The organism is Amycolatopsis sp. NPDC051758, from assembly GCF_044453095.1.
GTDB lineage: Bacteria > Actinomycetota > Actinomycetes > Mycobacteriales > Pseudonocardiaceae > Amycolatopsis.
On sequence record NZ_JBITCJ010000020.1, the window covers coordinates 1 to 24,058 of the forward strand.

At 71.3% G+C, this 24,058-nt stretch carries 24 protein-coding genes; 5 read left to right on the plus strand and 19 right to left on the minus strand.

What is annotated here, in order from left to right:
* Positions 1-177: 177 nt before the first annotated feature.
* From tyrS to argC, 10 genes are all read right to left on the minus strand, one after another.
* The gene (gene tyrS, locus ACIA5G_RS49985) at positions 178-1,452 is read right to left on the minus strand and encodes a tyrosine--tRNA ligase (protein WP_395936937.1); all 1,275 of its coding nucleotides are present in this window, start codon (positions 1,450-1,452) and stop codon (positions 178-180) included.
* A gap of 32 nt (positions 1,453-1,484) precedes the next feature.
* Positions 1,485-2,123, minus strand: a complete 639-nt coding sequence (locus ACIA5G_RS49990; RefSeq protein WP_395936939.1) for a DNA-3-methyladenine glycosylase — start codon at positions 2,121-2,123, stop codon at positions 1,485-1,487.
* 74 nt (positions 2,124-2,197) lie between these two features.
* Positions 2,198-3,613 carry an argininosuccinate lyase gene (gene argH / locus ACIA5G_RS49995; RefSeq protein WP_395936941.1) on the minus strand — a complete coding sequence of 472 codons (1,416 nt, stop codon included), beginning with the start codon at positions 3,611-3,613 and terminating at the stop codon, positions 2,198-2,200.
* On the minus strand, positions 3,610-4,287 hold the full coding sequence (locus ACIA5G_RS50000) for a hypothetical protein (RefSeq protein WP_395936943.1): 678 nt from the start codon (positions 4,285-4,287) through the stop codon (positions 3,610-3,612). Before ACIA5G_RS50000 ends, argH begins: the two co-directional genes overlap by 4 nt.
* A complete protein-coding gene (locus ACIA5G_RS50005) occupies positions 4,284-4,796 on the minus strand; it encodes an arginine repressor (RefSeq protein WP_395936945.1) in 513 nt (170 codons plus the stop codon). Before ACIA5G_RS50005 ends, ACIA5G_RS50000 begins: the two co-directional genes overlap by 4 nt.
* On the minus strand, positions 4,793-5,719 hold the full coding sequence (argF, locus tag ACIA5G_RS50010) for an ornithine carbamoyltransferase (RefSeq protein ID WP_395936947.1): 927 nt from the start codon (positions 5,717-5,719) through the stop codon (positions 4,793-4,795). Before argF ends, ACIA5G_RS50005 begins: the two co-directional genes overlap by 4 nt.
* Positions 5,719-6,921, minus strand: a complete 1,203-nt coding sequence (locus tag ACIA5G_RS50015) for an acetylornithine transaminase (RefSeq protein WP_395936949.1) — start codon at positions 6,919-6,921, stop codon at positions 5,719-5,721. Before ACIA5G_RS50015 ends, argF begins: the two co-directional genes overlap by 1 nt.
* Positions 6,918-7,835 carry an acetylglutamate kinase gene (gene argB, locus ACIA5G_RS50020; protein ID WP_395936951.1) on the minus strand — a complete coding sequence of 306 codons (918 nt, stop codon included), beginning with the start codon at positions 7,833-7,835 and terminating at the stop codon, positions 6,918-6,920. The genes ACIA5G_RS50015 and argB overlap by 4 nt, the downstream gene beginning before the upstream one ends.
* Complete coding sequence (gene argJ, locus ACIA5G_RS50025; RefSeq protein WP_395936953.1) at positions 7,832-8,992, minus strand: bifunctional glutamate N-acetyltransferase/amino-acid acetyltransferase ArgJ; 1,161 nt, start codon at positions 8,990-8,992, stop codon at positions 7,832-7,834. Before argJ ends, argB begins: the two co-directional genes overlap by 4 nt.
* A complete protein-coding gene (argC, locus tag ACIA5G_RS50030) occupies positions 8,989-10,017 on the minus strand; it encodes an N-acetyl-gamma-glutamyl-phosphate reductase (RefSeq protein ID WP_395936955.1) in 1,029 nt (342 codons plus the stop codon). Before argC ends, argJ begins: the two co-directional genes overlap by 4 nt.
* An 83-nt stretch (positions 10,018-10,100) precedes the next feature.
* On the opposite strand from argC, the gene ACIA5G_RS50035 reads away from it, so the two are divergent.
* On the plus strand, positions 10,101-11,063 hold the full coding sequence (locus tag ACIA5G_RS50035; protein ID WP_395936957.1) for a helix-turn-helix transcriptional regulator: 963 nt from the start codon (positions 10,101-10,103) through the stop codon (positions 11,061-11,063).
* Between the two features lie 357 nt (positions 11,064-11,420).
* Here ACIA5G_RS50035 and ACIA5G_RS50040 read toward each other — a convergent pair whose 3' ends face one another.
* Together ACIA5G_RS50040 and ACIA5G_RS50045 are read right to left on the minus strand one after the other, a co-directional pair.
* Positions 11,421-11,918 (minus strand): helix-turn-helix domain containing protein, encoded by a 498-nt coding sequence (locus ACIA5G_RS50040; protein ID WP_395936959.1) that lies wholly within the window; start codon positions 11,916-11,918, stop codon positions 11,421-11,423.
* Between the two features lie 203 nt (positions 11,919-12,121).
* Positions 12,122-13,705: an alpha/beta hydrolase gene (locus ACIA5G_RS50045; protein WP_395936961.1), complete on the minus strand. Its 1,584-nt coding sequence runs from the start codon at positions 13,703-13,705 to the stop codon at positions 12,122-12,124.
* A 193-nt stretch (positions 13,706-13,898) separates the two neighbouring features.
* Here ACIA5G_RS50045 and ACIA5G_RS50050 point away from each other — a divergent pair, with 193 nt between their 5' ends.
* Positions 13,899-14,588 carry a DNA alkylation repair protein gene (locus ACIA5G_RS50050; protein ID WP_395936963.1) on the plus strand — a complete coding sequence of 230 codons (690 nt, stop codon included), beginning with the start codon at positions 13,899-13,901 and terminating at the stop codon, positions 14,586-14,588.
* Between the two features lie 410 nt (positions 14,589-14,998).
* Here ACIA5G_RS50050 and pheT read toward each other — a convergent pair whose 3' ends face one another.
* The 7 genes from pheT to infC form a co-directional block, all read right to left on the minus strand.
* The gene (gene pheT, locus ACIA5G_RS50055; protein WP_395936965.1) at positions 14,999-17,563 is read right to left on the minus strand and encodes a phenylalanine--tRNA ligase subunit beta; all 2,565 of its coding nucleotides are present in this window, start codon (positions 17,561-17,563) and stop codon (positions 14,999-15,001) included.
* Positions 17,563-18,627, minus strand: coding sequence for a phenylalanine--tRNA ligase subunit alpha (pheS, locus tag ACIA5G_RS50060; protein WP_395936967.1), 1,065 nt, complete (start codon positions 18,625-18,627; stop codon positions 17,563-17,565). The genes pheT and pheS overlap by 1 nt, the downstream gene beginning before the upstream one ends.
* 135 nt (positions 18,628-18,762) lie before the next feature.
* Positions 18,763-19,596, minus strand: coding sequence for a DUF6159 family protein (locus ACIA5G_RS50065; RefSeq protein WP_395936969.1), 834 nt, complete (start codon positions 19,594-19,596; stop codon positions 18,763-18,765).
* A 50-nt stretch (positions 19,597-19,646) separates the two neighbouring features.
* Positions 19,647-20,462, minus strand: coding sequence for a TrmH family RNA methyltransferase (locus ACIA5G_RS50070; RefSeq protein WP_395937122.1), 816 nt, complete (start codon positions 20,460-20,462; stop codon positions 19,647-19,649).
* Positions 20,459-20,833, minus strand: coding sequence for a 50S ribosomal protein L20 (rplT, locus tag ACIA5G_RS50075; RefSeq protein WP_360688086.1), 375 nt, complete (start codon positions 20,831-20,833; stop codon positions 20,459-20,461). Before rplT ends, ACIA5G_RS50070 begins: the two co-directional genes overlap by 4 nt.
* Before the next feature lie 68 nt (positions 20,834-20,901).
* Complete coding sequence (rpmI, locus tag ACIA5G_RS50080; RefSeq protein ID WP_220241959.1) at positions 20,902-21,096, minus strand: 50S ribosomal protein L35; 195 nt, start codon at positions 21,094-21,096, stop codon at positions 20,902-20,904.
* A 68-nt stretch (positions 21,097-21,164) separates the two neighbouring features.
* Positions 21,165-21,803: a translation initiation factor IF-3 gene (gene infC / locus ACIA5G_RS50085; protein WP_395937124.1), complete on the minus strand. Its 639-nt coding sequence runs from the start codon at positions 21,801-21,803 to the stop codon at positions 21,165-21,167.
* A gap of 186 nt (positions 21,804-21,989) precedes the next feature.
* On the opposite strand from infC, the gene ACIA5G_RS50090 reads away from it, so the two are divergent.
* The 3 genes from ACIA5G_RS50090 to ACIA5G_RS50100 are packed head-to-tail and all read left to right on the plus strand — an operon-like array spanning position 21,990 to position 24,034.
* Positions 21,990-22,349 carry a DUF1844 domain-containing protein gene (locus ACIA5G_RS50090; protein ID WP_395936972.1) on the plus strand — a complete coding sequence of 120 codons (360 nt, stop codon included), beginning with the start codon at positions 21,990-21,992 and terminating at the stop codon, positions 22,347-22,349.
* A gap of 48 nt (positions 22,350-22,397) precedes the next feature.
* Entirely contained in the window at positions 22,398-23,042 is a 645-nt protein-coding gene (locus tag ACIA5G_RS50095; RefSeq protein WP_395936974.1) for a GntR family transcriptional regulator, read from the plus strand.
* Positions 23,039-24,034: a 1-aminocyclopropane-1-carboxylate deaminase gene (locus ACIA5G_RS50100; protein WP_395936976.1), complete on the plus strand. Its 996-nt coding sequence runs from the start codon at positions 23,039-23,041 to the stop codon at positions 24,032-24,034. Before ACIA5G_RS50095 ends, ACIA5G_RS50100 begins: the two co-directional genes overlap by 4 nt.
* Positions 24,035-24,058: the final 24 nt, after the last annotated feature.

A 24,058-nucleotide genomic window follows, 5' to 3' on the forward strand; every position in this document is an offset into this window, starting at 1 on the left:
GTTTTTGGTGGGACACCCACTCAATCGCTTCTGCGAGAGCTTGGTTCGTGTCCCGGCGGCCACCCGGTTTCCCTGGCGACTTGGAGAACTTTACACCCCGCAAGAGGGCCCGAAACAGGGGGGTACCTTAACCACGTTTCCGCAGGTCAAGCCCCTGTTTCGGGCCGCTGAACCGGTCTAGCCGCCGAGCGCGACACCGGCGACGTTGCGCCGGCCCCGGCGGACCACCAGCCACTTGCCGTGGAGCGCGTCGCCGGCGACCGGCTTCCACTCCTCGTCGGCGATCTTCACGTTGTTGACGTACGCGCCGCCCTCCTTGACCGTGCGGCGCGCGGCGCCCTTGCTGTCCACCAGTCCCCCGGCGAGCAGCAGGTCGACGATCGTCGGCTCGCCCGACGGGTCGACCTTGCCGTTCGGGACCTCGGCCATCGCCGCGTCGAGCGTGCGCCCGTCGAGGTCGGCCAGCTCGCCGCGGCCGAACAGCGCCTGGCTGGCGTTGATCACCTGGCGGGTCTGGTCCTCACCGTGCACGAGAGTGGTGAACTCCTCGGCCAGCCGCTTCTGCGCGGCACGCAGGTGGGGGCGCTGTTCGGTGTCCTCGGCCAGGGCCGCGATCTCCTCCTGGCCGAGGAAGGTGAACATCCGCAGGTAGCGGATCACGTCGGCGTCGCCCACGTTGACGAAGTACTGGTACCAGGCGTACGGCGAGGTCATCTCCGGGTCGAGCCACAGGTTGCCGCCGCCGGTGGACTTGCCGAACTTGCGGCCCTCGGCGTCGGTGACCAGCGGCGCGGTCAGCGCGTGCACGCTCGCCCCCTCGGTCCGGCGGATCAGGTCGACGCCGCCGACGAGGTTGCCCCACTGGTCCGAGCCGCCCACCTGCAGCTTGCAGCCGTACTTGCGGTGGAGCTGCTGGTAGTCCTGCGACTGCAGGAGCAGGTAGCTGAACTCGGTGTACGACATGCCGTCGCTCTCGAGCCGGCGCTTCACCGTCTCCCGGTTGAGCATGACGTTGACCGAGAAGTGCTTCCCGACGTCACGCAGGAACTCCAGGACGTTCTGCTCGCCGGTCCAGTTGAGGTTGTTCTCCACGACCGCGCCGGTCGGCGACTCGTCGAAGTCGACGAACCGCTCGAGCTGGCCGCGGATGCGCCCGGCCCACTCGGCGACGACGTCGAGGGTGTTCAGCGACCGCTCACCGGTGTCCCGCGGGTCGCCGATCATCCCGGTCGCGCCGCCGGCCAGCACGATCGGCCGGTGCCCGGCACGCTGGAAGCGCTTGAGCATGAGCAGCGGGACGAGGTTGCCGGCGTGCAGGCTGGGTGCGGTCGGGTCGAACCCGCAATAGAGCGTGACGGGACCCTGGTCGAGCTCGCGCCGGAGAGCGTCGATGTCGGTGGACTGCGCGATGAGGCCGCGCCAGGACAGCTCGTCGAGGATGTGTTCGCTCACGCCTGTAGATCCTCCCGCACCTGGTCAACCGACTAACTGGCGGGTCGGACCCGGCGCTTCCCGCCGCGGCGGTAGGTGGACACGGCCGGCGAGGCGCCGTCCCAGAACCGCCACGGTGTGTCGATCGCCGTCGCGACGCCGACCCGGGGGCCGACCCGGATCCGCTCGGCCGGCACCCGCTCGCCGACGTGCAGCCGGACCGGGGACGCCGGATCGGTCAGGTCGACGCCGTTCTGCGCGCGGTCGATGCGCAGCACCGACGTGAGAATGGCCGGGCCTTTCGCCAGCTCGCCGGTCCCCCGCCCGTTCGGTCGCCGCCGCCGGACGACGTCGAGGCCCGTGACCACCTCGCCGGCCCGCAGCAGCACCGCGCCCGGCATGTCCTCGTGCGTGCCGACGACGTTCGCGCAGAAGTGCATCCCGTAGACGAAGTACACGTAGAGGTGGCCCGCCGGGCCCCACATGACGGCGTTGCGCGGGGTCCGGCCGCGGTAGCAGTGCGACGCCGGGTCGTCTTCGCCGCGGTAGGCCTCGACCTCGACCAGCCGCACGCCGACGGTGCCGTCGGGGCCGGTGGCCTCCAGGACCGAGCCGAGCAGCAGCTGGGCCAGGTCGACCGGGTCCAGCGCCAGCTCGTCGCGGGTGAACAACCGGCCTGCGTCGCCGCTCAAGCGGGCTCCTCCTTCGGGCGTCCTGCGGTGACCAGCCTAACGAGCCGGGCCGCGGGGCCCGGCCCGGCGTCGGCTCAGTTCAGCCAGTGGCGGGCCGCGGTGACCCGTTCCTCGAGCCGCGTGCGCTGCTCGGCCACCCGGACCGGCGCCGTGCCGCCCCGCGCGTCGCGAGACTTCACCGAGCCTTCGACGGTGAGGACCTCCCGCACCGCGGCCGTCAGCGCCGGGTTGATCTTCTCGAACTCCTCGTCGGTCAGCTCGTCAAGGCCGACGCCGCGGGACTCGGCGACGCGGACGCTCTCGCCCGCCGCTTCGTGCGCGACGCGGAACGGGACGCCCTGGCGCACCAGCCACTCCGCGATGTCGGTGGCCAGCGTGAACCCCGCCGGGGCCAGCTCGGCGAGCCGGTCGGTGTGGAAGGTCAGCGTGGCGAGCATGCCGGCGATCGCCGGGAACAAGAGCTCGAGCTGCTCGACCGAGTCGAACACCGGCTCCTTGTCCTCCTGCAGGTCGCGGTTGTAGGCCAGCGGCTGCGCCTTGAGGGTGGCCAGCAGGCCGGTGAGGTTGCCGATCAGCCGGCCCGCCTTGCCCCGGGTCAGCTCCGCGACGTCCGGGTTCTTCTTCTGCGGCATGATCGAGCTGCCGGTGGCCCAGGCGTCGTCCAGGGTCACGTAACCGAACTCGGCGGTGTTCCAGATGATCACCTCTTCGGCGATCCGGGACAGGTTGATCGCCAGCATCGAGACGGCGAAGGCGAACTCGGCGACGAAGTCACGCGAAGCGGTGCCGTCGATGGAGTTCTCGACGCTGGTCGCGAAGCCCAGCTCCTCGGCGACCGCTTCGGGGTCGAGCCCCAGCGACGAGCCGGCGAGCGCGCCCGACCCGTACGGCGACTCGGCCGTGCGCGCGTCCCAGTCCTGCAGCCGCGAGACGTCGCGAAGCAGCGCCTGGCCGTGAGCCATCAGGTGGTGCGCGAGCAGCACCGGCTGGGCGTGCTGCAGGTGGGTGCGGCCGGGCAGGATCGCGTCCGGATGGCGCTTCGCCTGCGACACCAGCGCGTCGACGATGTCGAGCGTGCCGGCGACGACCCGGCGGGCCGCGTCGCGCAGCCACATCCGGAACAGCGTGGCCACCTGGTCGTTGCGCGACCGGCCGGCACGCAGCTTGCCACCGAGCTCGGTGCCCGCCCGCTCGAGCAGGCCGCGTTCGAGGGCCGTGTGCACGTCCTCGTCGGCGATCGTCGGGGTGAACCGGCCCGACGCGACGTCCTGGGCGAGCGTGTCCAGCGCGGCCAGCATGCCGGTCAGCTCGTCTTCGGTGAGCAGGCCCGCCTTGCTCAGCACGCGGGCGTGCGCGCGGGACCCGGCGATGTCGTAGGGCGCCAGGCGCCAGTCGAAGTGCGTCGACGCGCTCAGCGCGGCCATGGCCTCCGCCGGACCGCTGGCGAACCGGCCGCCCCACAGTTGCACCGGCTGCTCGTTCCCGCTCACTGTTCTCGCTTCTCCTCGGTGTTCTTCGATGTGTTCGGTACGGCCGTGACCCGGCCTTTGTGCAGCACCAGCCGGACTTCGCCCGAAACGGTTTCCTGCGCTTCGGCGACGAAGCTGTCCAGTGCGTGCTTCAGTGGCGAGAACCACCCGCCGTCGCGGACCAGGGTGGCCCATTCGCGGTCGACCTGCCGCTTGAAGCGCGCCAGCTCGGGCTCGTGCGTCGTGTTCTCGAGCGCGCGGTGGGCCGTGATCAGGACGAGCGCGCCCGGCGCCACGAACATTTCGCCTCGCCCGATGCCCTGGCCCTCGCCGCGTGCGTTCAGTCTCTGGAGCGCTTCGACGACCGAGACGGTCTCGCCGTCGATCGCCACCGGGACGCCGTGGTCGAAGGTGATGACGACCTCTTCCGGGGCGAGGAACTCCCCCTCGGCCGGAAACCGCGAGTTGTCGGCGGGTTCGGCCACGTGTCCCCAGACGGTCCGTCCGGCGCCGGCCACCCCGGGCACGGCGACCAGGGCGTTCGCCTGGATCGCCGGCAGGCAGCAGGTCTCGGCGAACTCGGTCACCGCGTCGAGGACCGCGCCGCCGCGCACCGGGTGGCCGCCGCGGGGGCGCGCCACGCTGTCGGCGGCCCCCTCGGCGAGCTCCGCACCGGTGCCGGCGAGCACGATCATGTCGCTCCTTCGTCTCCTTGATCCTGCGCCGAACGGTGCGCGAGTGCCGCGAAGCGTTCGGCGAGCTCCTTGCCCGACAACGGTTCCCGGGCGATCACGGCGACCGTGTCGTCACCCGCGATCGAGCCGACGACCTCCTCCAGCGCCGCCCGGTCGATGGCGCTGGCCAGGAACTGCGCCGCGCCGGGCGGGGTCCGCAGCACCATGAGGTTGCCCGACGAGTCGGCCGAGACCATCAGCTCCGCCAGCAGCCGCGAGAGCCGCGAGGTGCCGCCCTGCACCCCGCGGACCGGGCTGCCGTCCTCGGGGATGACGTAGACCGGCGCCCCCGAGTCCGGGCCGCGCAGCTTGACCGCGCCGAGCTCGTCGAGGTCGCGCGACAGCGTCGCCTGCGTGACGTCGATGCCTTCGGCGGCCAGCAGCTTCGCCAGCTCGGTCTGGCTGCGGATGGTCATGGTGGCCACCAGCTCGGTGATCCTCGCCTGGCGGCCCACCCGGCTGCTGGTCATCGTCGGCTCTCTTCGAACAACCAGACGAGCAGCGCCTTCTGGGCGTGCAGGCGGTTCTCGGCCTCGTCCCACACCGCGCTGGCCGGGCCGTCGAGCACCTCGTCGGTGATCTCCCAGCCGCGGTGCGCCGGCAGGCAGTGCAGGACGATCGCGTCGTCCGCGGCCTTCTTCAGCAGCTCCGTGTTGACCTGCAGGGCGCGGAACGGGCCCACCCGGTCGAGGCCGTCGTTCTCCTGCCCCATCGACGTCCACGTGTCGGTGACGAGCACGTCCGCGCCGTCGACGGCCGCGTACGGGTCGGTGAACACGGTGGCACTGCCGCCCGTCTCGGTTCCCCGCTTCTTCGCGTCCAGCATCACGCCCTGGTCGGGCTGGAAGCCGACCGGCGAGACGACCCGCACGTGCATCCCGGCCGTGGTGCCGCCGAGCAGCAGCGAGTGCGCCATGTTGTTGGCGCCGTCGCCGAGGTAGACGAGGGTGAGCCCCTCGAGCTTGCCCTTGCGCTCGCGGATCGTCATCAGGTCGGTGAGCACCTGGCACGGGTGGAACTCGTCGGTGAGCGCGTTGACCACGGGGATCGACGCGGCCGAGGCCATCGCCTCGATGCGCCGCTGCGCGAAGGTCCGCCACACGATTCCGTCGACGTAGCGCGAAAGCACCCGCGAGGTGTCCTCGATGGTCTCTTCACGGCCGAGCTGCATCGACCGGCCGTCGACGATCACCGGGTGCCCGCCCAGCTGGCTGATGCCGACCTCGAACGAGAACCGGGTGCGGGTCGAGTTCTTCTCGAAGATCGCCGTGATGGACCGGCCGGCCAGCGCCTTGTTGCCGAGCGGGTCGGCCTTGAGCGTGTCCGCGAGGTCGAGGATGGCCTTCTGCTCGGCGGGACTGACGTCGTCGTCGCGGAGGAAGTGGCGGAGCATCAGTCGGAGTCCTTCGTGGTGGAGTCGAGCGCGTTCGGAAGTGCCGCGAGGAAGCCTTCGGCCTGCTCGCCGTCGAGCACGAGCGGGGGCGCGAGCCGGATGGTGTCCGCCGCGACCGGGTTGACGAGGTAGCCGGCGTCCTGGGCGGCCTTGGCGACCGCGGCCGAGACGGGCTCGCGCAACGCGATGCCGAGCAGCAGCCCGGCCCCGCGGACCCCGGCGACGAGCGGGTGGCCCAGCGCCTCCACGCCCGCCGCGATGTCCTTGCCCAGCGCGGAAACGTGGTCGAGGAGGTTGTTCGCGGCGATGGTCTTCAGCACGGCCAGGCCGGCTGCGCAGCAGACCGGGTTGCCGCCGAAGGTGGTGCCGTGCTGGCCGGGCTTGAGCAGCTCGCCCGCCGCGCCGACGCCGATCACCGCGCCCAGCGGCAGCCCGCCGCCGAGGCCCTTGGCCAGCGTGATGACGTCCGGCACGATGCCGGCCTGCTGGTAGCCGAACCAGGTGCCGAGCCGGCCGAGACCGGTCTGCACCTCGTCGAGCACCAGCAGCGTGCCGGTGGCCTTGGTGATCTCGCGCGCGGCCTGCAGGTAGCCGTCCGGCGCCGGGATCACGCCGGCCTCACCGAGCACCGGCTCCAGGAAGACGGCTGCGGTGTCGGTGTCGACGGCGGCCTTGAGCGCCCCGACGTCCCCGAACGGCACGTGCTCCACCCCGGGCACCAGCGGCTTGAACGGGTCGCGCTTGCCGGGCTGGCCGGTGAGCGTCAGCGCGCCCATCGTCCGGCCGTGGAACGCGCCTTCGGCGGCGACCACCTTGGTGCGCCCGGTCAACCGGGTGATCTTCAGCGCGGCTTCGTTGGCCTCGGCGCCGGAGTTGACGAACAGCACCTTGCCGTTGCCGGTGACGCCGGCGACGTCGAGCAGCGCCTCGGCGAGCTCCACGGCGACCGGGTTGACGTACAGGTTCGAGGTGTGGCCCAGCTGCTTGATCTGCTCGGTGACCGCTTCGACGATCGCCGGGTGCGCGTGGCCCAGCGCGTTGACGGCGATGCCGCCGACCAGGTCGACGTACGCCTTGCCGTCGGCGTCCCACACCTTCGCGCCTTTGCCGCGCACGAGCGTCAGCGCCGGGGTGCCGTAGTTGTCCATCAGGGCGGACTGCCAGTGCTGCTGGCCGTCCACATTGGACTTGAGGTCGGTCACGGGAGCTCCGTTTCGGGGAAGACCATGGTTCCGACACCGCGGGAGGTGAAGACCTCCAGCAGCACCGAGTGGGCGAGGCGGCCGTCGATCACGTGCGCCCGGCGCACACCGCCGCGGATGGCGCGCACACACGCCTCCATCTTCGGGATCATGCCGCTGGCCAGGGCGGGCAGCATCGGCTCGAGGTGGTCGACGCGGATGCGGTCGATCAGCGACGACCGGTCCGGCCAGTTCGCGTACAGGCCCTCGACGTCGGTGAGCACCACGAGCTTTTCCGCGCCCAGCGCGGCCGCGAGCGCGCCCGCTGCGGTGTCGGCGTTGACGTTGTGGACCACGCCGTCGACGTCCGGGGCGACCGTGGAGACGACCGGGATGCGCCCGGCGTTGACGATGTCGAGCACCGCGTCCGGGTTGACCTCGGCGACCTCGCCGACCAGGCCGATGTCGACCTGTCGACCGTCCACAGTGGCCTGCTTGCGCTCGGCGGTGAACAGCCGGGCGTCCTCGCCGGAGATGCCGACCGCGTACGGCCCGTGCGCGTTGATCAGCCCGACCAGCTCGCGGCTGACCTGCCCGGTGAGCACCATCCGGACGATGTCCATCGTCTCCGGCGTGGTGACCCGCAGGCCGCCCTTGAACTCGCCTTCGACGCCGAGCCGGGTGAGCATGGCGGTGATCTGCGGACCGCCGCCGTGCACGACGACCGGGCGCAGGCCGGCCAGCCGGAGGAACACCATGTCCTCGGCAAAGGCCGCCTTCAGCGCGTCGTCGATCATCGCGTTGCCGCCGTACTTCACCACCACGGTGGCGCCGTGGAACCGCTGCAGCCACGGCAGCGCCTCGATGAGCACCCCGGCCTTTTCGGCCGCCGTCGCGAGTCGTTCGTCCGCGGAAATCAGAGCCTCCTGGTTCATGAGGAGTACGCGCTGTTCTCTTCGACGTAACCGTGCGAAAGATCCGTGGTGTAGATGGTCGCCGCGCTCGCGCCGACACCGAGGTCGACGACGATGGTGATGGCCCGGCCGGTGAGGTCGGCTTCCGACCGGTCGGAAGCGGGCATGCCCTGCGCGAACAGGGTGACGCCGTTGATCACGATCGACACCGTCTCCGGGTCGATGCGGGCCGGGACCCGGCCCAGTGCCATGGCGATCCGGCCCCAGTTCGGGTCGGAGCCGAACAGCGCCGTCTTGACCAGGTTGTCCTCGGCGATGGTGCGGGCGACCGCGATCGCGTCGCCCTCGGACGCCGCGCCCTGCACGGTGACGTCGACGTCCTTCGTCGCGCCCTCGGAGTCCGCACGCAGCTGCAGCACCAGGTCGTGGCTCACCGCGGTGAGGAGTTCGGTGAGCTCCGCCTCGCTGGGCTCGACCTCGCTCGCGCCGGAGGCCAGGACCAGGACGGTGTCGTTGGTGGACGTGCCGCCGTCGACGTCGAGCCGATCGAAGGTGACGTGGGTGGCCGCGCGCAGCGCCCGGTCGAGGGTTTCCTTGTCCACCACGGCGTCGGTGGTCAGGACCGACAGCATGGTGGCGAGGTTCGGCGCGAGCATGCCCGCGCCCTTGGCGAAGCCGCCGACGCTCCAGCCGCTGGTGTGCTTCGCGAAGGCCTGCTTCGGCTTGCTGTCGGTGGTCATCACGCCGGTGGCGGCGTTCAGGCTCGCCTCGGCGCCGGTGTCGAGGGCCTTGAACGCAGTGTCCACTCCGGACAGGAGCGCGGCCATCGGCAGCCGCTCGCCGATCAGGCCGGTGGAGCAGACGGCAACCTCGATCGCGCCCGCCTGCAGGACTTCGGCGACCTTCTCGGCCGTCGCGTGGGTGTCCTGGAAGCCGCCGGGGCCGGTGGCCGCGTTGGCGCCGCCCGAGTTGAGGACGACGGCCTTGAGCCGCTGCTGCTTGAGCACCTCCTGCGACCACAGGACGGGCGCGGCCTTGATCACGTTGCGGGTGAACACGCCCGCCGCGACGTCCAGCGGGCCGTCGTTGACGACCAGCGTGAGGTCGAGCGCGCCGGAGGCCTTGATCCCGGCGGCGACGCCGGCGGCGCGGAAGCCCTGGGGGCCGGTGACGGTCACGGTGCCACTCCTACGGTGGAAAGGCCGGTGGTCTCGGGGAGGCCGAGGGCCAGGTTCATCGACTGGACGGCACCGCCGGCGGTGCCCTTGGTGAGGTTGTCGATCGCGGCGACGACGACCAGGCGGCGCGCGTCGGTGTCGACCGTGACCTGCAGCTGGACGTTGTTCGAGCCGAGTGTCGCCGACGTTGTCGGCCAGGCGCCCGCGGGCAGCAGCTGGACGAACGGCTCGGCGTCGTAGGCCTTTTCGTAGGCGGCGCGCGCGGCGGCCTCGTCGACGTCGTCCTTCAGCGGGGCGCTCGCCGTGGTGAGGATGCCGCGGGGCATCGGCGCGAGCACCGGGGTGAAGGACACGGTGACCTTCTCCCCCGCGACGGCCGAAAGGTTCTGCGCGAACTCCGGGGTGTGGCGGTGGGCGCCGCCGACGCCGTACGCGCTCGCGGAGCCCATCACCTCGGAGCCGAGCAGGTTCGGCTTGAGGCTCTTGCCGGCGCCGGAGGTGCCGGTGACCGCGACGACGGTGACGTCCGGCTCGATCAGCCCGGCGGCGAACGCGGGCGCGAGGGCCAGCGAGCCGCCGGTCGGGAAGCAGCCGGGCACGGCGACGCGCTTGGCGCCGGCGAGCTTCTCGCGGGCGCCGGGCAGCTCGGGCAGGCCGTACGGCCACTGTCCGGCGTGGTCGCCGCCGTACCAGCGCTGCCAGTCGCCCGCGTCGGCGAGGCGGTGGTCGGCGCCGAGGTCGACGACCAGGACGTCCGGGCCGAGCTGCGCCGCGATCTCGGCGGAGTGCCCGTGGGGCAGCGCCAGGAACACGACGTCGTGGCCGGCGAGGGTTTCGGGCGTCGTCTCGGCGAGGACGCGGTCGGCGAGCGGGACGAGGTGTGGCTGGTGGACGCCCAGTTTGGTGCCTGCGCTGCTGGCGGCCGTGAGTGTGCCGATCTCGACGTCGGGATGCGTCAGGAGCAGGCGCAGCAGTTCGCCGCCCGCGTACCCGCTGGCTCCGGCCACCGCGATGTTCACCGTCATACGCATGATTATGCACGCCCTTGCAAGGCTAAACAAACAGGATTCCCGGGAAGTGGTACCCGCCACCTTGGGATGCTGGGCCCATGACGGACACCCCGGCGCGGCTGCTCGGCCTGCTTTCGCTGCTCCAGACGCCGCGGGAATGGCCGGGCAGCGAACTGGCCGACCGGCTCGGCGTCAGCCCGCGCACGATCCGCCGGGACGTCGAACGGCTGCGCGAGCTGGGCTATCCGGTGGAGGCCACCCGCGGTGTCGCGGGCGGGTACCGGCTGGTCGCGGGCACCGCGATGCCGCCGCTCGTGCTCGACGACGACGAAGCCGTCGCGATCGCGGTGGGCCTGCGGACCGCCGCGGGCCAGCCCGTTTCCGGCCTCGAGGAGGCGTCGGTGCGGGCGCTGGCCAAGCTGGAGCAGGTGCTGCCGGCGCGGCTGCGGCGCCGGGTGGGCACGATCGGCGCGGCGACGGTCGCCGTGCCGGCCGCCGGGCCGGTCGTCGACCCGGCCCAGCTGACGACGTTCGCCGGTGCGATCACCAACCACGAGACGGTCCGGTTCCGCTACCGCGCGAACGACGGGACCGAGACGCGGCGCCGGGCCGAGCCGCTGCGGCTGGTCGCCGCCGGCCGCCGCTGGTACCTGGTCGCCTACGACCTCGACCGCGCGGACTGGCGCATCTTCCGCGCCGACCGCGTCCGCGACGCCCAGGCGACCGGCGGCCGGAGCACACCGCGGCCGCCGCCCGCGACGGACCTGGCGGCCTACGTCCTCGACCGGCTGTACGACCTCGCGCCGACGTATCGGGCGGTGGCCGTGCTGGCGGAACCGGCGGCGCAGATCGCACCCCGCCTCGGCGTCGCGGCCGGCGAACTGACCGAGCTGGACGACGGGCGGTGCCGGTGGCGGAGTCACGCGGACACTTTGGACTGGCTCGCGTTCCGGTTGCTGGGGTTGGGTTGTGCTTTCCGCGTCGAGGAACCGCCGGAGCTGGTGGAGCGGTTGAAGGTGCTCGCGGACCGTGCCGCCGCGGCGTCCGGCGCGCGAGGTTGATCGGTGTCGCGGCACGGTCAGAACTCCGTCCAGTGCCACTCGGACGCTTATCGACGCCTCACCGAGGAGGCTCGGGTTCGCCGACCACGGGCTGGTTTCGACCTCTGCCGCAGGCAGATCGGTCAGGTTCGGGTAACGCGCGGTCAGCTCGCGGTGGAACGCGAGGGTCCTCGAGTCCGCCGGGACCACACCTGGTTCGCGCTCGGCGAACCTCTCGTACTTACGTGCCGCTTCTTCCGCGGTGACGACCGCGGGTTCGGGCCACACGGCGAGATCGAGACTCATCGGGCAACTCCGTTCTCGGGAAGAGGGACGGCCGGCAGCGGGCCGGTCCACTGTGGACCGGCCCGCCGTCGCTCAGGTGGGCTCGCCGCCGTCCAGGTCCGTGCGCCTGCTCGGCGGCACCGGGAGGTAGCAGCCCGGGTTCTCCGGGTCGCAGCCCACGCGGGGCAGCCGGGCGCGGATGCCGCCGGGGGTGCGCTCGAAGTACGCCGCGATCTCCGCGACGCTCTCGCCCGCGATCCACCGGGTCTCCAGCTCGGCGTCCATCTCCTCGTTCCACGGGCGGCCCTGCTGCGCGGGACGGCCCGCGGATCTTCGCCGCGGCGGCCGGCCTCCGCCGGTCACGGACAGCAGCCCGTCCGCGACGAGGTCGGCGACCGTGCCCGCGACCGCGACGTCCAGGTCGAGGCTGCCCTCGGCGACCGGTTCGCCGCCGGGACCGCCGGCTTCCAGAGTGATCATCACTCGCGGGGTCGGTTCGGCGCGGTCGTCGTCCGTCCTGGTGGCGACCGCGATCTGGTAGGTGATTTCCTGTGCCCGGATCTCGGTCCGGCGCTCTTCGATGATCGACATGCCACGAAGCTAGCGCGCACCCCCGACAATTTTCGGCCACGCGCTGCTCACAGCCGACTTCGCTCCGAAATTGTCGGACCCCTCGCCTAACGTCCCCCTCGACCACACCACGTGACGGGGAGGCGACGATGAGACACCGGCGGACAAGACGCTGCCCCGGTCCGGGCGAACCGGACCGGGGCAGCGGGCTGTGCCGTTTTCGCTCAGAAGTGCAGCAGCTGGGCCAGCGTGCTCTGCTTCTCCTGGGCGGCCTTCGCGGAGCTGTCCGACTTCTGCGCCGCGGCTTCGTCGGGCACCGGCGCCGGCACCGGGTCGCACTGGACGTCCGAGTGGTTGCCGGGCTGGCGCTTCGGCAGCTTGCCGGTGGCCAGGTAGTCGGCGATCTTGTCGTCCACACAGGACACCCCGGACAGCGAACCGGCGTGCGTCGTGCCGCCCGGCGCGCTGATCAGGCTCGAGTTCGGGAACCGCTTCCGGACCTCGAGGCTGCCGGCGTACGGCGTCGCGGCGTCGAGCTCTTCACTGATGAGCAGGGCGCCGGCGACCTTGCTGCCGTTGATGTCGACGGGCTTGCCGGCCTTCGCCGGCCAGAACACGCAAGGCGCGTTGAACCAGGCGTTGCCCCAGGTCTCGAACGGGGCCTTGAAGTGGGTGATCCAGTTGTCGATCCGCCACTTGTTCCAGTTCGTCGGCCACTGCACGTCGGTGCACTGCACACCCAGGTAGACGGCGAACCCGTTGTCGTCGCCGGGCGGGTTCGAGTCGTCGTAGAGCGCCTTCAGCGTCTGCCAGTCGCCCTTGTGCACGTAACCGTCGAAGGCCTTGGCCATGTCGACCCAGCCGAAGACGTAGTAACCGGCCTGGAGGAAGACGTCGGTCCACTCGTCACCGCCGATGACCCCGCCCGCCGGGTTCTTGGCGAGCTTGCGCTGCGTGTCGTACCAGAGCTTCTCGACGGCGGAACCGGTCTTGCCGAGGTGGTAGACGTTGTCGTAGGTCGCGAGCCAGTCGAAGTAGATCTTGATGTTCTTGTCGAACGCGACGTCCTGGTCGAGGTTGGCCTGGTACCAGACCTTCCGCGGGTCGACGTTGCCGTCCAGCACCATCCGGCGGACGTTCTTCGGGTACATCGTGCTGTACACCTGGCCGAGGTAGGTGCCGTACGAGAAGCCGTAGTAGTTGATCTGCTTCTCACCCAGCGCCTTGCGCAGGCTGTCCATGTCCTGCGCGACGTCGGTCGTCTTGAGGTGGTCGAGGATCGGGCCGTTCTTCTTGCACGCCTCGGCGTAGCCCTTCGAACGGTCGAGCCAGGTCTTCTCCAGCTTCGGCGTGGTCGGCACGTACGCCGGCCGGTTGTAGCTGAAGTAGTTCCCGTCGCAGCTGATCGCGGGCTTGCTGGAGCCGACACCCCGCGGGTCGAAGCCGATCCAGTCGTAGTTGTCACCCGCGTGGTTCGGCACGTACTTGCCGAGCACCGAGAGCCCGAGGCCGGAGCCGCCGGGACCACCCGGGTTCACGAGCATGATCCCCTGGGACTGCGCGGTCTTGTGCTTGATCCGCGACACCGCGACGGAGACCTTCGCCCCGCCCGGCTTCGCGTAGTCCATCGGCACCTCGAGGAAGCCGCACTCGGCGCCCGCGGCCTTCAGGCTCGCCGACGCACAGGGCCCCCAGGCGATCGGCGCGGGGTTGAACTGCACCCCGGGGTCCGCCGAGGCGGCGGGTGCGGCGGCCATCAGCCCGGCCGCGAGCCCCACCGCGGCGACGGCGGCAACAATTCGTTTCACAGTCGTCCTTTTCGTCCGCATTCGACAGAGTTCGCCGTATTTCGACGAAACTACCGGCAACCCTGGACAATCTCGTCGACCGCCGCGAGTTTCGCCATCCGCCTTTCGTCGGTACCTGTGGCATCGGCGAAGCACCGGAACTGTCGGTGGCCGGCAGTACGCTGCGAGTCGCCGGAGCGCGACGGGAGGATCGATGAGCACCGACGATCAGCTGGTCAAAGTGATCCGCACCGGGCTGGCCGAGCTCGCCGATCCGGTGAAGGCGCCCGCGATGCAGGCGTACATGAAGTCGGCGATGCCCTTCCGCGGGGTGGCGAAACCCGAGCGGAGCGTGCTCCTGAAGCGGGTGCTGGCCGACCGGATACTGCCCGATCGTGTGACATTTTCGGCGACCGTCCTGGAGTTGTGGCGGACCGCCGAATTCCGCGAAGAGCGCTACGCGGCGATCGATCTTTCCGGGCACCGGGCCTACCGTCAGTGGCAGGACCGGGAGCTGGTCCCGATGTACGAGGAAATGATCGTCGGCGGCGCGTGGTGGGACTACGTGGACGAACTCGCGATCCGCCGGATCGGGCCGATCCTGCGGGCCGACCGCACCCGGGTCACACCGATCATGCTGGGCTGGGCGGCCGACCCCGACCGCTGGCGCCGCCGCACGGCGATCATCTGCCAGGTCGGCGCCAAGGAGGAGACCGACACCGACCTGCTCACCCGGGCGATCGAGCCGGCGATCGCGGAGCCGGAGTTCTTCCTGCGCAAGGGAATCGGCTGGGCGCTACGGGACTACGCGAGGACGGCGCCGGACTGGGTGCGGTCCTTCGTGGACGATCACCCCGGGCTGTCGGGGTTGTCGCGGCGGGAGGCGCTCAAGCACATCGGCTGACGATCGGGTTGTGCTGGGTGAACGCGGACGGACGACTCGCGTACCTGGGCGGACGACAGGTGTACCTGAATGGACGACATTCGTACGCCGACGGACGACACGGGTACACGGACGGACGACACGCGCCCCTGGAGGGTCGGCTCACGTACCCAGACGGTCGACTCGCGTACCCGGAGGGTCGGCTCACGTACCTGGAGGGTCGGGTCGCGTACCGCGAGGGTCGGCTCACATGCCCGGACGGTCGACTCGCGTACCTGGAGGGTCGGGTCGCGTGGGGCGCGGGCTTGGGCGGTTGGGGCGTGAGTGGGGTGAGGGTTTGGGAGGCGCTGGGTCGGGGTGGCGGGTGGCTTGGGCGGAAATGGCGGGAGGGGCCGGTTTCCGGCCCCTCCCGCACTGGAACTACCCGCCGGTCAGGCGCGCAGGGTTGCGTCGAAGCGCTCGCCCGCCGCGGCGATTGCGGCGTCGCGGGCCTTTGTGGCCTCGTCCACCGTCAAGGTCCGGTCCGCGGCCCGGAACCGGAGCTTGTACGCCAGCGATCGCTTGCCTTCGCCGACCTGCTCGCCTGCGTAGACGTCGAACAGCGTGATGTCCTCCAGCAGCTCGCCGGCGCCGGTGCGCAGCACTGCGGCGAGGTCCGCCGAGGGCACGTCCGCGGCTGCCACCAGGGCGACGTCCAGGAGCACCGGTGGGTAGCCGGACACACTCGGCGCCGGGCGGGAGTCCGGGAGCGGGATCGCGTCCAGGTCCAGCTCCATCGCGACCGTCCGCGGCGGCAGGCCGAGGGCCTCGACCACCTTGGGGTGCAGCTCGCCCGCGTGGCCGACCGGCCAGTCGCCGACGCGCAGCTGGGCGCAGCGGCCCGGGTGCCACGGCAGCAGATCGGTGGCCTGCGTGGTCAGCTCGACCCCGGCGGCCTGGGCGACCGTGCGGGCGGCCTGGACCGCGTCGGCCCAGTTCGCCGGCTCGCCCTTGCCCCACCAGCCGGCGCGGTGGCGATGGCCGGCGAGCACCACGGCGACGTGCAGCGGCTGCTGCGGCACCGCCGCTTCGAGCAGCGCCAGCTCCTCGTCCGAAGGCCGCCGGTCGACGCCGAGGTCGGGGACCTTCAGCGGGTTCGGTGCGGGCAGCACCACCTGGCCGATGTGGTAGAGCGAGACGTCCTTCATGCCGCGCGACACGTTGCGCTGCAGCGTGTCCAGCAGGCCCGGCAGCAGCGTGGTGGCCAGCCGGTTGCGGTCGGCCTCCAGCGGGTTGCGGACCACGACCGTGTTGCGGCGGACGTCGTCCTCCGGCAGGCCGAAGGCGTCCCACACCGCGTCGCCGATGAACGGGAACGGCCGCACCTCGACGTACCCCGCCTCGGCGAGAGCCCGCGACACACTGCGGACGCGCCGCTGGCCGTCGGTCAGGCCGCGGCCGGCCGGGGCGGCCGGCAGCGTCGACGGGATGCTGTCGTAACCCTCCAGCCGCAGGACCTCTTCGACGAGGTCCGCAGGCTGGCGCAGGTCGCCGCGCCAGCTCGGCGGGATCGCGGTGACCAGGCCGGTGCCGTCGTCACCCGTGCTGACCGAGACCTTGCAGCCGATCTGGCTGAGCCGCCGGACGGTCACGCCGCGCTGGTAACTCACACCGGCGACCTTGTCCGGCAGGTTGATCGGCATCAGGACCGCCGGGTTCGGCTCGACCGTGCCCTCGTCGGTGCGGCCGGGGCGGATCGCGGCGTCGCCGTACTGGCGCAGCAGGCGCGCGGCCAGCTCGACGGCGGCCGCGCACAGCTGCGGGTCGGTGAACCGCTCGAACCGCTTGGCGGCCTCGGAGAACAGCTTGTGCCGGCGCGCGGTGCGGCTGATCGCGGCCGGGTTCCAGTGCGCCGCCTCGAGCAGCACGTCGGTGCTCTCCGGCGTGATCTCGGTGCTCGCGCCGCCCATCGTGCCGGCGAGCGAGATGACGCCGCTGTCGTCGGCGATGATCACGTCGTCCGGGTCGAGCGTGCGCTCGACGTCATCCAGCGTGGTCAGCTTCTCGCCCGGCTTCGCCCGGCGCACCACCAGGTCGCCCTGGATGGCCTTGGTGGCGAACGCGTGCAGCGGGTGCCCGAGCTCGAGCATCACGTAGTTCGTGACGTCGACAGCCAGGGAGATCGAACGGATGCCGGCCAGCATCAGCCGCCGCCGCATCCACCACGGGGTCGGCGCCGTCGCGTCCAGGCCGGTGACCCGGCGCAGCACGAACCGCGGGCAGCCTTCCGGGTCTTCGACGTGGACCGGCCAGGCGTCACCCTCGGCTGCCGGGACCTCCAGCAGCGCCGGGTCGCCGAAGGCCACGTCCAGCGCGTTCGACAGCTCGCGCGCGAGGCCGCGGACGGACAGCGCGTACCCGCGGTCCGGGGTCGGGGCGAGCTCGAGCACCGTGTCGCCGAGGCCGAGCAACGCCTGGCCGTCGTCACCCGGGCTCGCCGCGCCCGGCGGCAGCACCAGGATGCCGGCGTGGTCGTCGCCGAGGCCGAGCTCGCGCGCCGAGCAGATCATGCCGTCGCTGATCCGGCCGTAGGTCTTGCGGGAGGCGATGGCGAAGTCACCGGGCAGCACTGCCCCGGGCAGCGCGACGACGACCAGGTCACCCTCGGTGAAGTTGCGCGCGCCGCAGATGATGCCGCGGGTCTTGATGCCGTGCGGGCCCTCGTCGAACTCGCCCGACTCGTCGTCGTCCTCGTCCTCGTCGTCCTGCTCGTCGACGTCATCCTCATCGGCGGTCTCGCCGACGTCGACGCGGCAGAACCGGACCGGCTTCTTGAACTCGGTCAGCTCCTCGATCTCGGCCACCCGACCGACGACCAGCGGGCCGGTCACCGGCCCGAGCTCCTTGAGGTCGTCGACCTCGATCCCGATCCGCACGAAGGCGTCGGCCAGGTCCTGCGGCGTGACCTCGTCGCCGATGTCGAGGTGTTCGGTCAGCCAGCTGACTGGGACTCGCACTACGCCTCCGTTCCGAAGGGAAGGGTGAAGCGGACGTCGCCTTCCACCATGTCGCGCATGTCCGGGATCCCGTTGCGGAACTGCAGGGTGCGCTCGATGCCCATGCCGAAGGCGAAGCCCGAGTACACCTCGGGGTCGACGCCGCAGGCACGCAGCACGTTCGGGTTGACCATGCCGCAGCCACCCCACTCGACCCAGCCGGGGCCGCCCTTCTTCTCCTCGAACCAGACGTCCACCTCGGCCGACGGCTCGGTGAACGGGAAGAAGTGCGGGCGCAGCCGGGTCTTGGAGTTCTCGCCGAACATCGCGCGGGCGAAGGCGTCGAGCGTGCCCTTGAGGTGCGCCATCGTGATGCCCTTGTCCACCGCCAGGCCCTCGACCTGGGTGAACACCGGGGTGTGCGTCGAGTCGAGCTCGTCGGTGCGGTACGTCCGGCCCGGGCACACGACGTACACCGGCAGGTCGCGGTGCAGCAGCGTGCGGGCCTGGACCGGCGAGGTGTGCGTGCGCAGCACCAGGCCGGAGTCCTCTTCGCCGACGTAGAAGGTGTCCTGCAGCTGGCGGGCCGGGTGGTCCTTGCCGAAGTTCAGCGCGTCGAAGTTGAACCACTCGGCTTCGAGCTCCGGGCCTTCGGCGACCTCGTAGCCCATCGCGACGAAGGCGTCCGCGACCCGCTCGGAGATGGTGCTGATCGGGTGCCGGGCGCCGCGCGGGACGCGGTCCCACGGCAGCGTGACGTCGACGGCCTCTTCGCGCAGCACGTGCTCGTCGCGCTCCGCCTGGAGCTCGGCGCGGCGGGTGTCGAAGGCCGCCTGGATGGCCTGGCGGGCCTCGTTGACCCGCTTGCCCGCTTCGGCCTTCTCCTGCTTGGGCAGCGCGCCGATCTCGCGGCGGGCCAGCAGCAGCGGCGAGTGGTCACCGAGATGCGCCGGCTTGACCTCGGCCAGCGCCTCGAGCCCGGTCGCGGCGGCGAACGCCGCTTCGGCGGCCTTGACCGCCTCCTGCAGCGTCTCGGGGGCGAGAACCGCGCCGCCCTGGGCTTGCTTCTCCTTGGCTCCGGACATAACTCCTCGGCATCCGCTGGGACTGGTCGTTCGTGCCCCGCCGGACACGCGGCGCACGAGAGGTCAAAGGCAGGAAAAGTCTATGGGATCGGGTCGGCGCGCCGGTGGTCGCCCTCGCGCCGTGCGGATGCCCGCTCACCGGGCGTGGAACGCCCCCGCGAAGTCGACGGCCGCGAACTCGCCCGGGACCACGCCGTCGGCGGCGTAGCGGTACAGCGCGGTCTGGTAGATGCCGGACAAAGTGGTGACGAAGACGGCCACCAGCAGCGTCCAGACGATCGCCAGCCCGACGCAGACGAACACGGTGGCCGTGCCGCCCAGCAGGAAGCCCGCGCCCAGGAACACCGCGTAGCCGGCGAGGGTGAGCAGGAAGCCGACCAGGCCGATGCCCGCGGTGCCCGCGACGTTCTCGCCCCACGCGCGGCGGAACAGCTCGACCGAGCGCTTGACGCCGTCCCGGACACCGGTGCCTTCGAGGAGCACGACCGGCAGCACCAGGAACGTCGTGACGCGCCAGGCCATGCCCACCAGGGCGCTGACGATGCTCCCGAGGAAGCCGAGGCGCTCCTCGAGCGTGCGCAGCACGAGGCTGACCGTCGCGGTGACGCCGGCCCAGCCGAGCAGCGCCGGCCACCGGCGGCCCGCCGCGGCGAGGCCCGCGCCGACGCCCGGCACGCCGCCGTCACCGCGCAGCGCGACGTCGGCCTGCGAGATCAGGGCGGCGTTGAAGAAGATCGTGACGAACGCCGAGACGAGGTAGAACGCCGCGAGCAGCACCCAGGTGCCGGGAGTGGGCTGGACGTCGCCGGTCTGGACGTGCGCGGTGAAGAACGCCGGCGTCAGGAACGCCCCGGCGACCAGCAGCCCGGCGATCCCGGCGAGCACCGGGAACCACGCCAGGCCCTTGTGGGCGCGCAGCACCCGGAGCGAAGCGGTGAACAACGCGTACGAACGGGCGAGCCTGCCCATGATTCCCCCCAAGGTGACCACAGTGGATACCCGGGCAGCCTAGCGGCCGGTCAGCGGCGGGCGGCCATCGCGCTCGTGTAGACGCAGACCGCCGCCGCGGTGGCGAGGTTCAGGCTCTCGGCCTTGCCGTACAAGGGGATCCGGACCGCGAGGTCGGCGCGGTCGAGGACGTCGGCCGGCAGGCCGTGGGCCTCGTTGCCGAACACCCAGGCGGTCGGCGCGGTGAGATCCACCCGATCGAGTTCGGCTTCGGCGTAGCCGTGCGCGGCGAAGGTGCGCAGCCCCGCGGCCGAGCACGCGGCCAGCGCGGCCGGGACGTCGCGGACCCGCGTGATCGGGAGGTGGAACAGGCTGCCGGCGGCGGCGCGGACGCACTTGCCGTTGTGCGGGTCGACGGTGTCACCCGCCAGGACCACCGCGTCGGCGCCCGCCGCGTCGGCGACCCGGATCACGGTGCCCGCGTTGCCGGGGTCGGCGACGTCGACGAGCACCACCACGAGCCGGGAGCCCGGGGTGACGGCTTCGTCGAGGGGGCGGTCCAGCAGCGCGCAGACGGCCACGATGCCTTGGGGCGTCACGGTTTCGGACAGCCCGTCCGCGGCGCGGTCGGTGATCGGCGAGACCGCGACGCGAGCCGCGCGGGCCGCGTCCACCAGGTCCGCGTGCAACGCCGCCGCGCGCTCGGTGACGAACAGCTCGGACACCGAGCCGCCGGCCAGCGCGGCCTCGACGGCGTTGGCGCCTTCGGCCAGGAACCGGCCGGTCTTGTCGCGTTCCGCGCGCCGCGTCAGCTTGCGCGCAGCAACGACCCGGGGGGTCCGTTCGGTGAACGGATCCGCCCCGGGCCGGGGAAAGCTGCCGGTCAGGCCGACTTCGCTTCGGTGTTCACGTTGGCCTTGGCGAGCTCGGCCAGCGCGGTGAAGGCGACGGCGTCGTTGACGGCGAGGTCCGCGAGGATCTTGCGGTCGACCTCGACACCCGCGGCCTTGATGCCCTGGATGAACCGGTTGTAGGTCACGCCGTTCGCACGGGCGGCCGCGTTGATGCGGGTGACCCACAGGCGACGGAAGTCACCCTTGCGGGCACGACGGTCCCGGTAGGCGTAGTTGAGCGAGTGAAGCGTCTGCTCCTTGGCCTTGCGGTACAGCCGCGAACGCTGGCCGCGGTAGCCGCTGGCCAGTTCGAGAGTTGCGCGACGCTTCTTCTGGGCGTTGACCGCCCGCTTGACGCGTGCCACGGGTCCATCCTGTCGATCTCAGGGGGCGAAGGGGGACGCCCCGGGTGGTTACAGCAAGTTCTGCGGGATCAGATGCCGAGAAGGCGCTTGACCCGGCCGGCCTCGGTCTTCGACAGCTCGGTGGTGCCCTCGAGCCGGCGGGTGAGGCGGTTGGACTTCTTCTCCATCAGGTGCCGGCGACCGGCCTTCTGACGGCGCAGCTTGCCCGTGCCCGTGACGCGGATCCGCTTGGAGGTCCCGCTGTGGGTCTTCATCTTCGGCATTTCAGTCCTCTTTCGTGCGGCGGCTCACCGGAAACTCCGGTGAGCCGCTGACATGTGCTGGTCGGCGCCTACGCCTCGGGGACCGGCTCGGGAGCCGTCTCTGCCTTGGCCTTCGGCTTCACGTTCTTGTGCGGGGCCAGCACCATGATCATGTTGCGACCGTCCTGTTTCGCCGAAGACTCGACGAAGCCCAGTTCGGTGACGTCCTCGGCGAGCTTCTGCAGCAGCCGGTAGCCGAGCTCCGGCCGGGACTGCTCGCGACCGCGGAACATGATCGTGACCTTGACCTTGTTGCCCGCCGCCAGGAAGCGCGACACGTGACCCTTCTTGGTCTCGTAGTCGTGCTGGTCGATCTTGGGGCGCAGCTTCTGTTCCTTGATGACGGTCAGCTGCTGGTTGCGACGCGACTCGCGGGCCTTCTGCGCGCTCTCGTACTTGAACTTGCCGAAGTCCATGAGCTTGCACACCGGCGGGCGGGCCTGCGGCGCGACCTCGACGAGGTCGAGGTCGTTCTCCTGCGCCAGGCGCAGCGCATCCTCGATCCGGACGATGCCGACCTGTTCACCGGCGGGCCCGACGAGTCGGACCTCCGGCACCCGGATGCGGTCGTTGATGCGTGTCTCGGAGCTGATGGGGCCTCCTTGGTCCGAGGAATGTTTCCTGTTCTCGTTTCGACCTGCGTGCCCACATAGCGAAGGCCCCGACACCGTGAGGTGCGCGGGGCCCACTCTGTTTCCGATCGCACCCGGCTGCGAGGCCGGGCACTTCACCCTGGACTTGCCGTCCGGGCGAGACCGGACCCGGACACCTGAGCGGTGACGCGGGTGGGAGCGGGGCTCCACTTGCCGCCCCCGATCGCTCGGGAGCTGGTCGCACGTGGAAGGGTACCAGACGTGTCAGATCAACCCTCCGAACAGCCCCCGTATTCCCCCGACGCCCGCCACGTGGAGGACATCCCCAGCGTGGAGGTGATCAGCCGCGCGGCCGTCATGCTGCTGTCGGCCGGCGCCGAACGGCTCGGCCTCGCCGACGCGGACCCGGAGACCTCGCCGCACCGCGACCTCGACGAAGCGCGCCGTCTGATCACCGCGCTGGCCGGGCTCGTCACCGCGTCCGCCGAATACCTCGGCCTGCACGCCGGCCCGTTGCGCGACGGCCTGCAGTCGCTCCAGAAGGCTTTCCGCGAGGCGTCGGCCGTGCCCGACGCGCCCGGTCAGGGCCCCGGGGAAAAGTACACCGGTCCCGTCTACTGATGGTTCACTCGCCCGGCTCCTTGCCGGGCGATTCGTCCCACATCTAACATGTTAGATGTGAGTCTCTCGAAGGTCACCCGCCCTCTGCTGCGCGACGAGGCGTACGACCGCATCCGGCACGCGATCGTCGACGGCACGCTGCCGCCCGGCGCTCCCCTGCGCGACGCCGACCTCGCCGACCAGCTCGGCCTGTCGAAGGCCCCCGTCCGCCAGGCCCTGCTGCGGCTGGCCGAGGACGGCCTCGTCGACTCGAAGCCGCAGAGCTACACCCGGGTCTCCGAGGTGCTGACCGCCGACGTCGCCGACGCCCGGGAGATCGTCCGGGTGCTGCACGAGTTCACCGCCCGCCAGGCGGCGCTGCGCTGCGGCCCGGCCGACGTCGCCGCGATGCGGGCGGCGAACGGCCGGTTCTCCGAAGCGATCGAAGCCGGCGACATCCCGGGTGCGGTGGAAGCGGACGACGAGCTGCACGCCATCCCCGTCCGGCTGGCCGGCAACGCCGCGATCGCCGCGACCCTCGACCGCTACACACCCCTCCTGCGCCGGCTGGAGCACGTCCGCTTCGGCTCGGCACTCGGCCGGAACTCGGTCGACCGCCACACGAAGCTCATCGACGCACTGGAAGCGCACGACCCCGACACGGCGGTCTCCGTGATCTCGACCATCTGGACCGACCTCCTGGAGGACCGATGACCATCGCCGATTTCCCGCGCTACCCGCTGCTGATCGGCCCGTCGCCGGTGCACCCGCTGGAACGGCTCACCGAACACCTCGGGGGCGCCAAGATCTGGGCCAAGCGCGAGGACATGAACTCCGGGCTCGCGTTCGGGGGCAACAAGACCCGCAAGCTCGAGTACCTGGTGGCCGACGCGCTGGCGAGCGGCGCGGACACGCTCGTCTCGGTCGGCGGGGTGCAGTCCAACCACACCCGGCAGGTCGCGGCGGCCGCGGCGCGCGCCGGGCTGAAGGCGGTGCTGGTGCAGGAAAGCTGGGTGGACTGGCACGACCCGCTCTACCTGAAGGCGGGCAACATCCAGCTGTCGCGGATACTGGGCGCGGAGGTCCGGCTGGTCAACGCGGGGTTCAGCATCGGCTTCAAGAAGGCCTGGGAAGAGACCGTCGCCGAGCTCGAAGCGGGTGAGGGAAAGCCGTACGCCATCCCGGCCGGCGCCTCCGACCACCCGCTCGGCGGGCTCGGCTTCGCGAACTGGATCCTCGAGCTCGAAGCGCAGGAGAAGGAGCTCGGCGTCTTCTTCGACACCGTCGTCGTCTGCTCGGTCACCGGCAGCACGCAGGCCGGCATGGTGGCCGGCTCGGCGCTCGGCCGCCCGCGGCGCATCCTCGGCATCGACGCCTCGGCCAAGCCGGAGGCCACCCGCGCGCAGGTGACGCGGATCGCGCAGAACACCGCGAAGCTGATCGGCGCGAGCGACATTCCGGAGGTGGAACTCGACGACCGCTACCACGCCGGGATCTACGGCATCCCCGACAAGCACACCATCGAAGCCATCGAGACCTGCGCGCGGCTGGAGGCGATGATCACCGACCCGATCTACGAGGGGAAGTCGATGGCCGCGCTCATCGACCTGGTCGGCACCGGAGAGATCCCCCGCGACTCGAACGTGCTCTACGCCCACCTCGGCGGGCAGCCCGCGCTCAACGGGTACACGAGCGTTCTCGGCTGAGCGGGTGGGCCGGGCCCGGCCCGG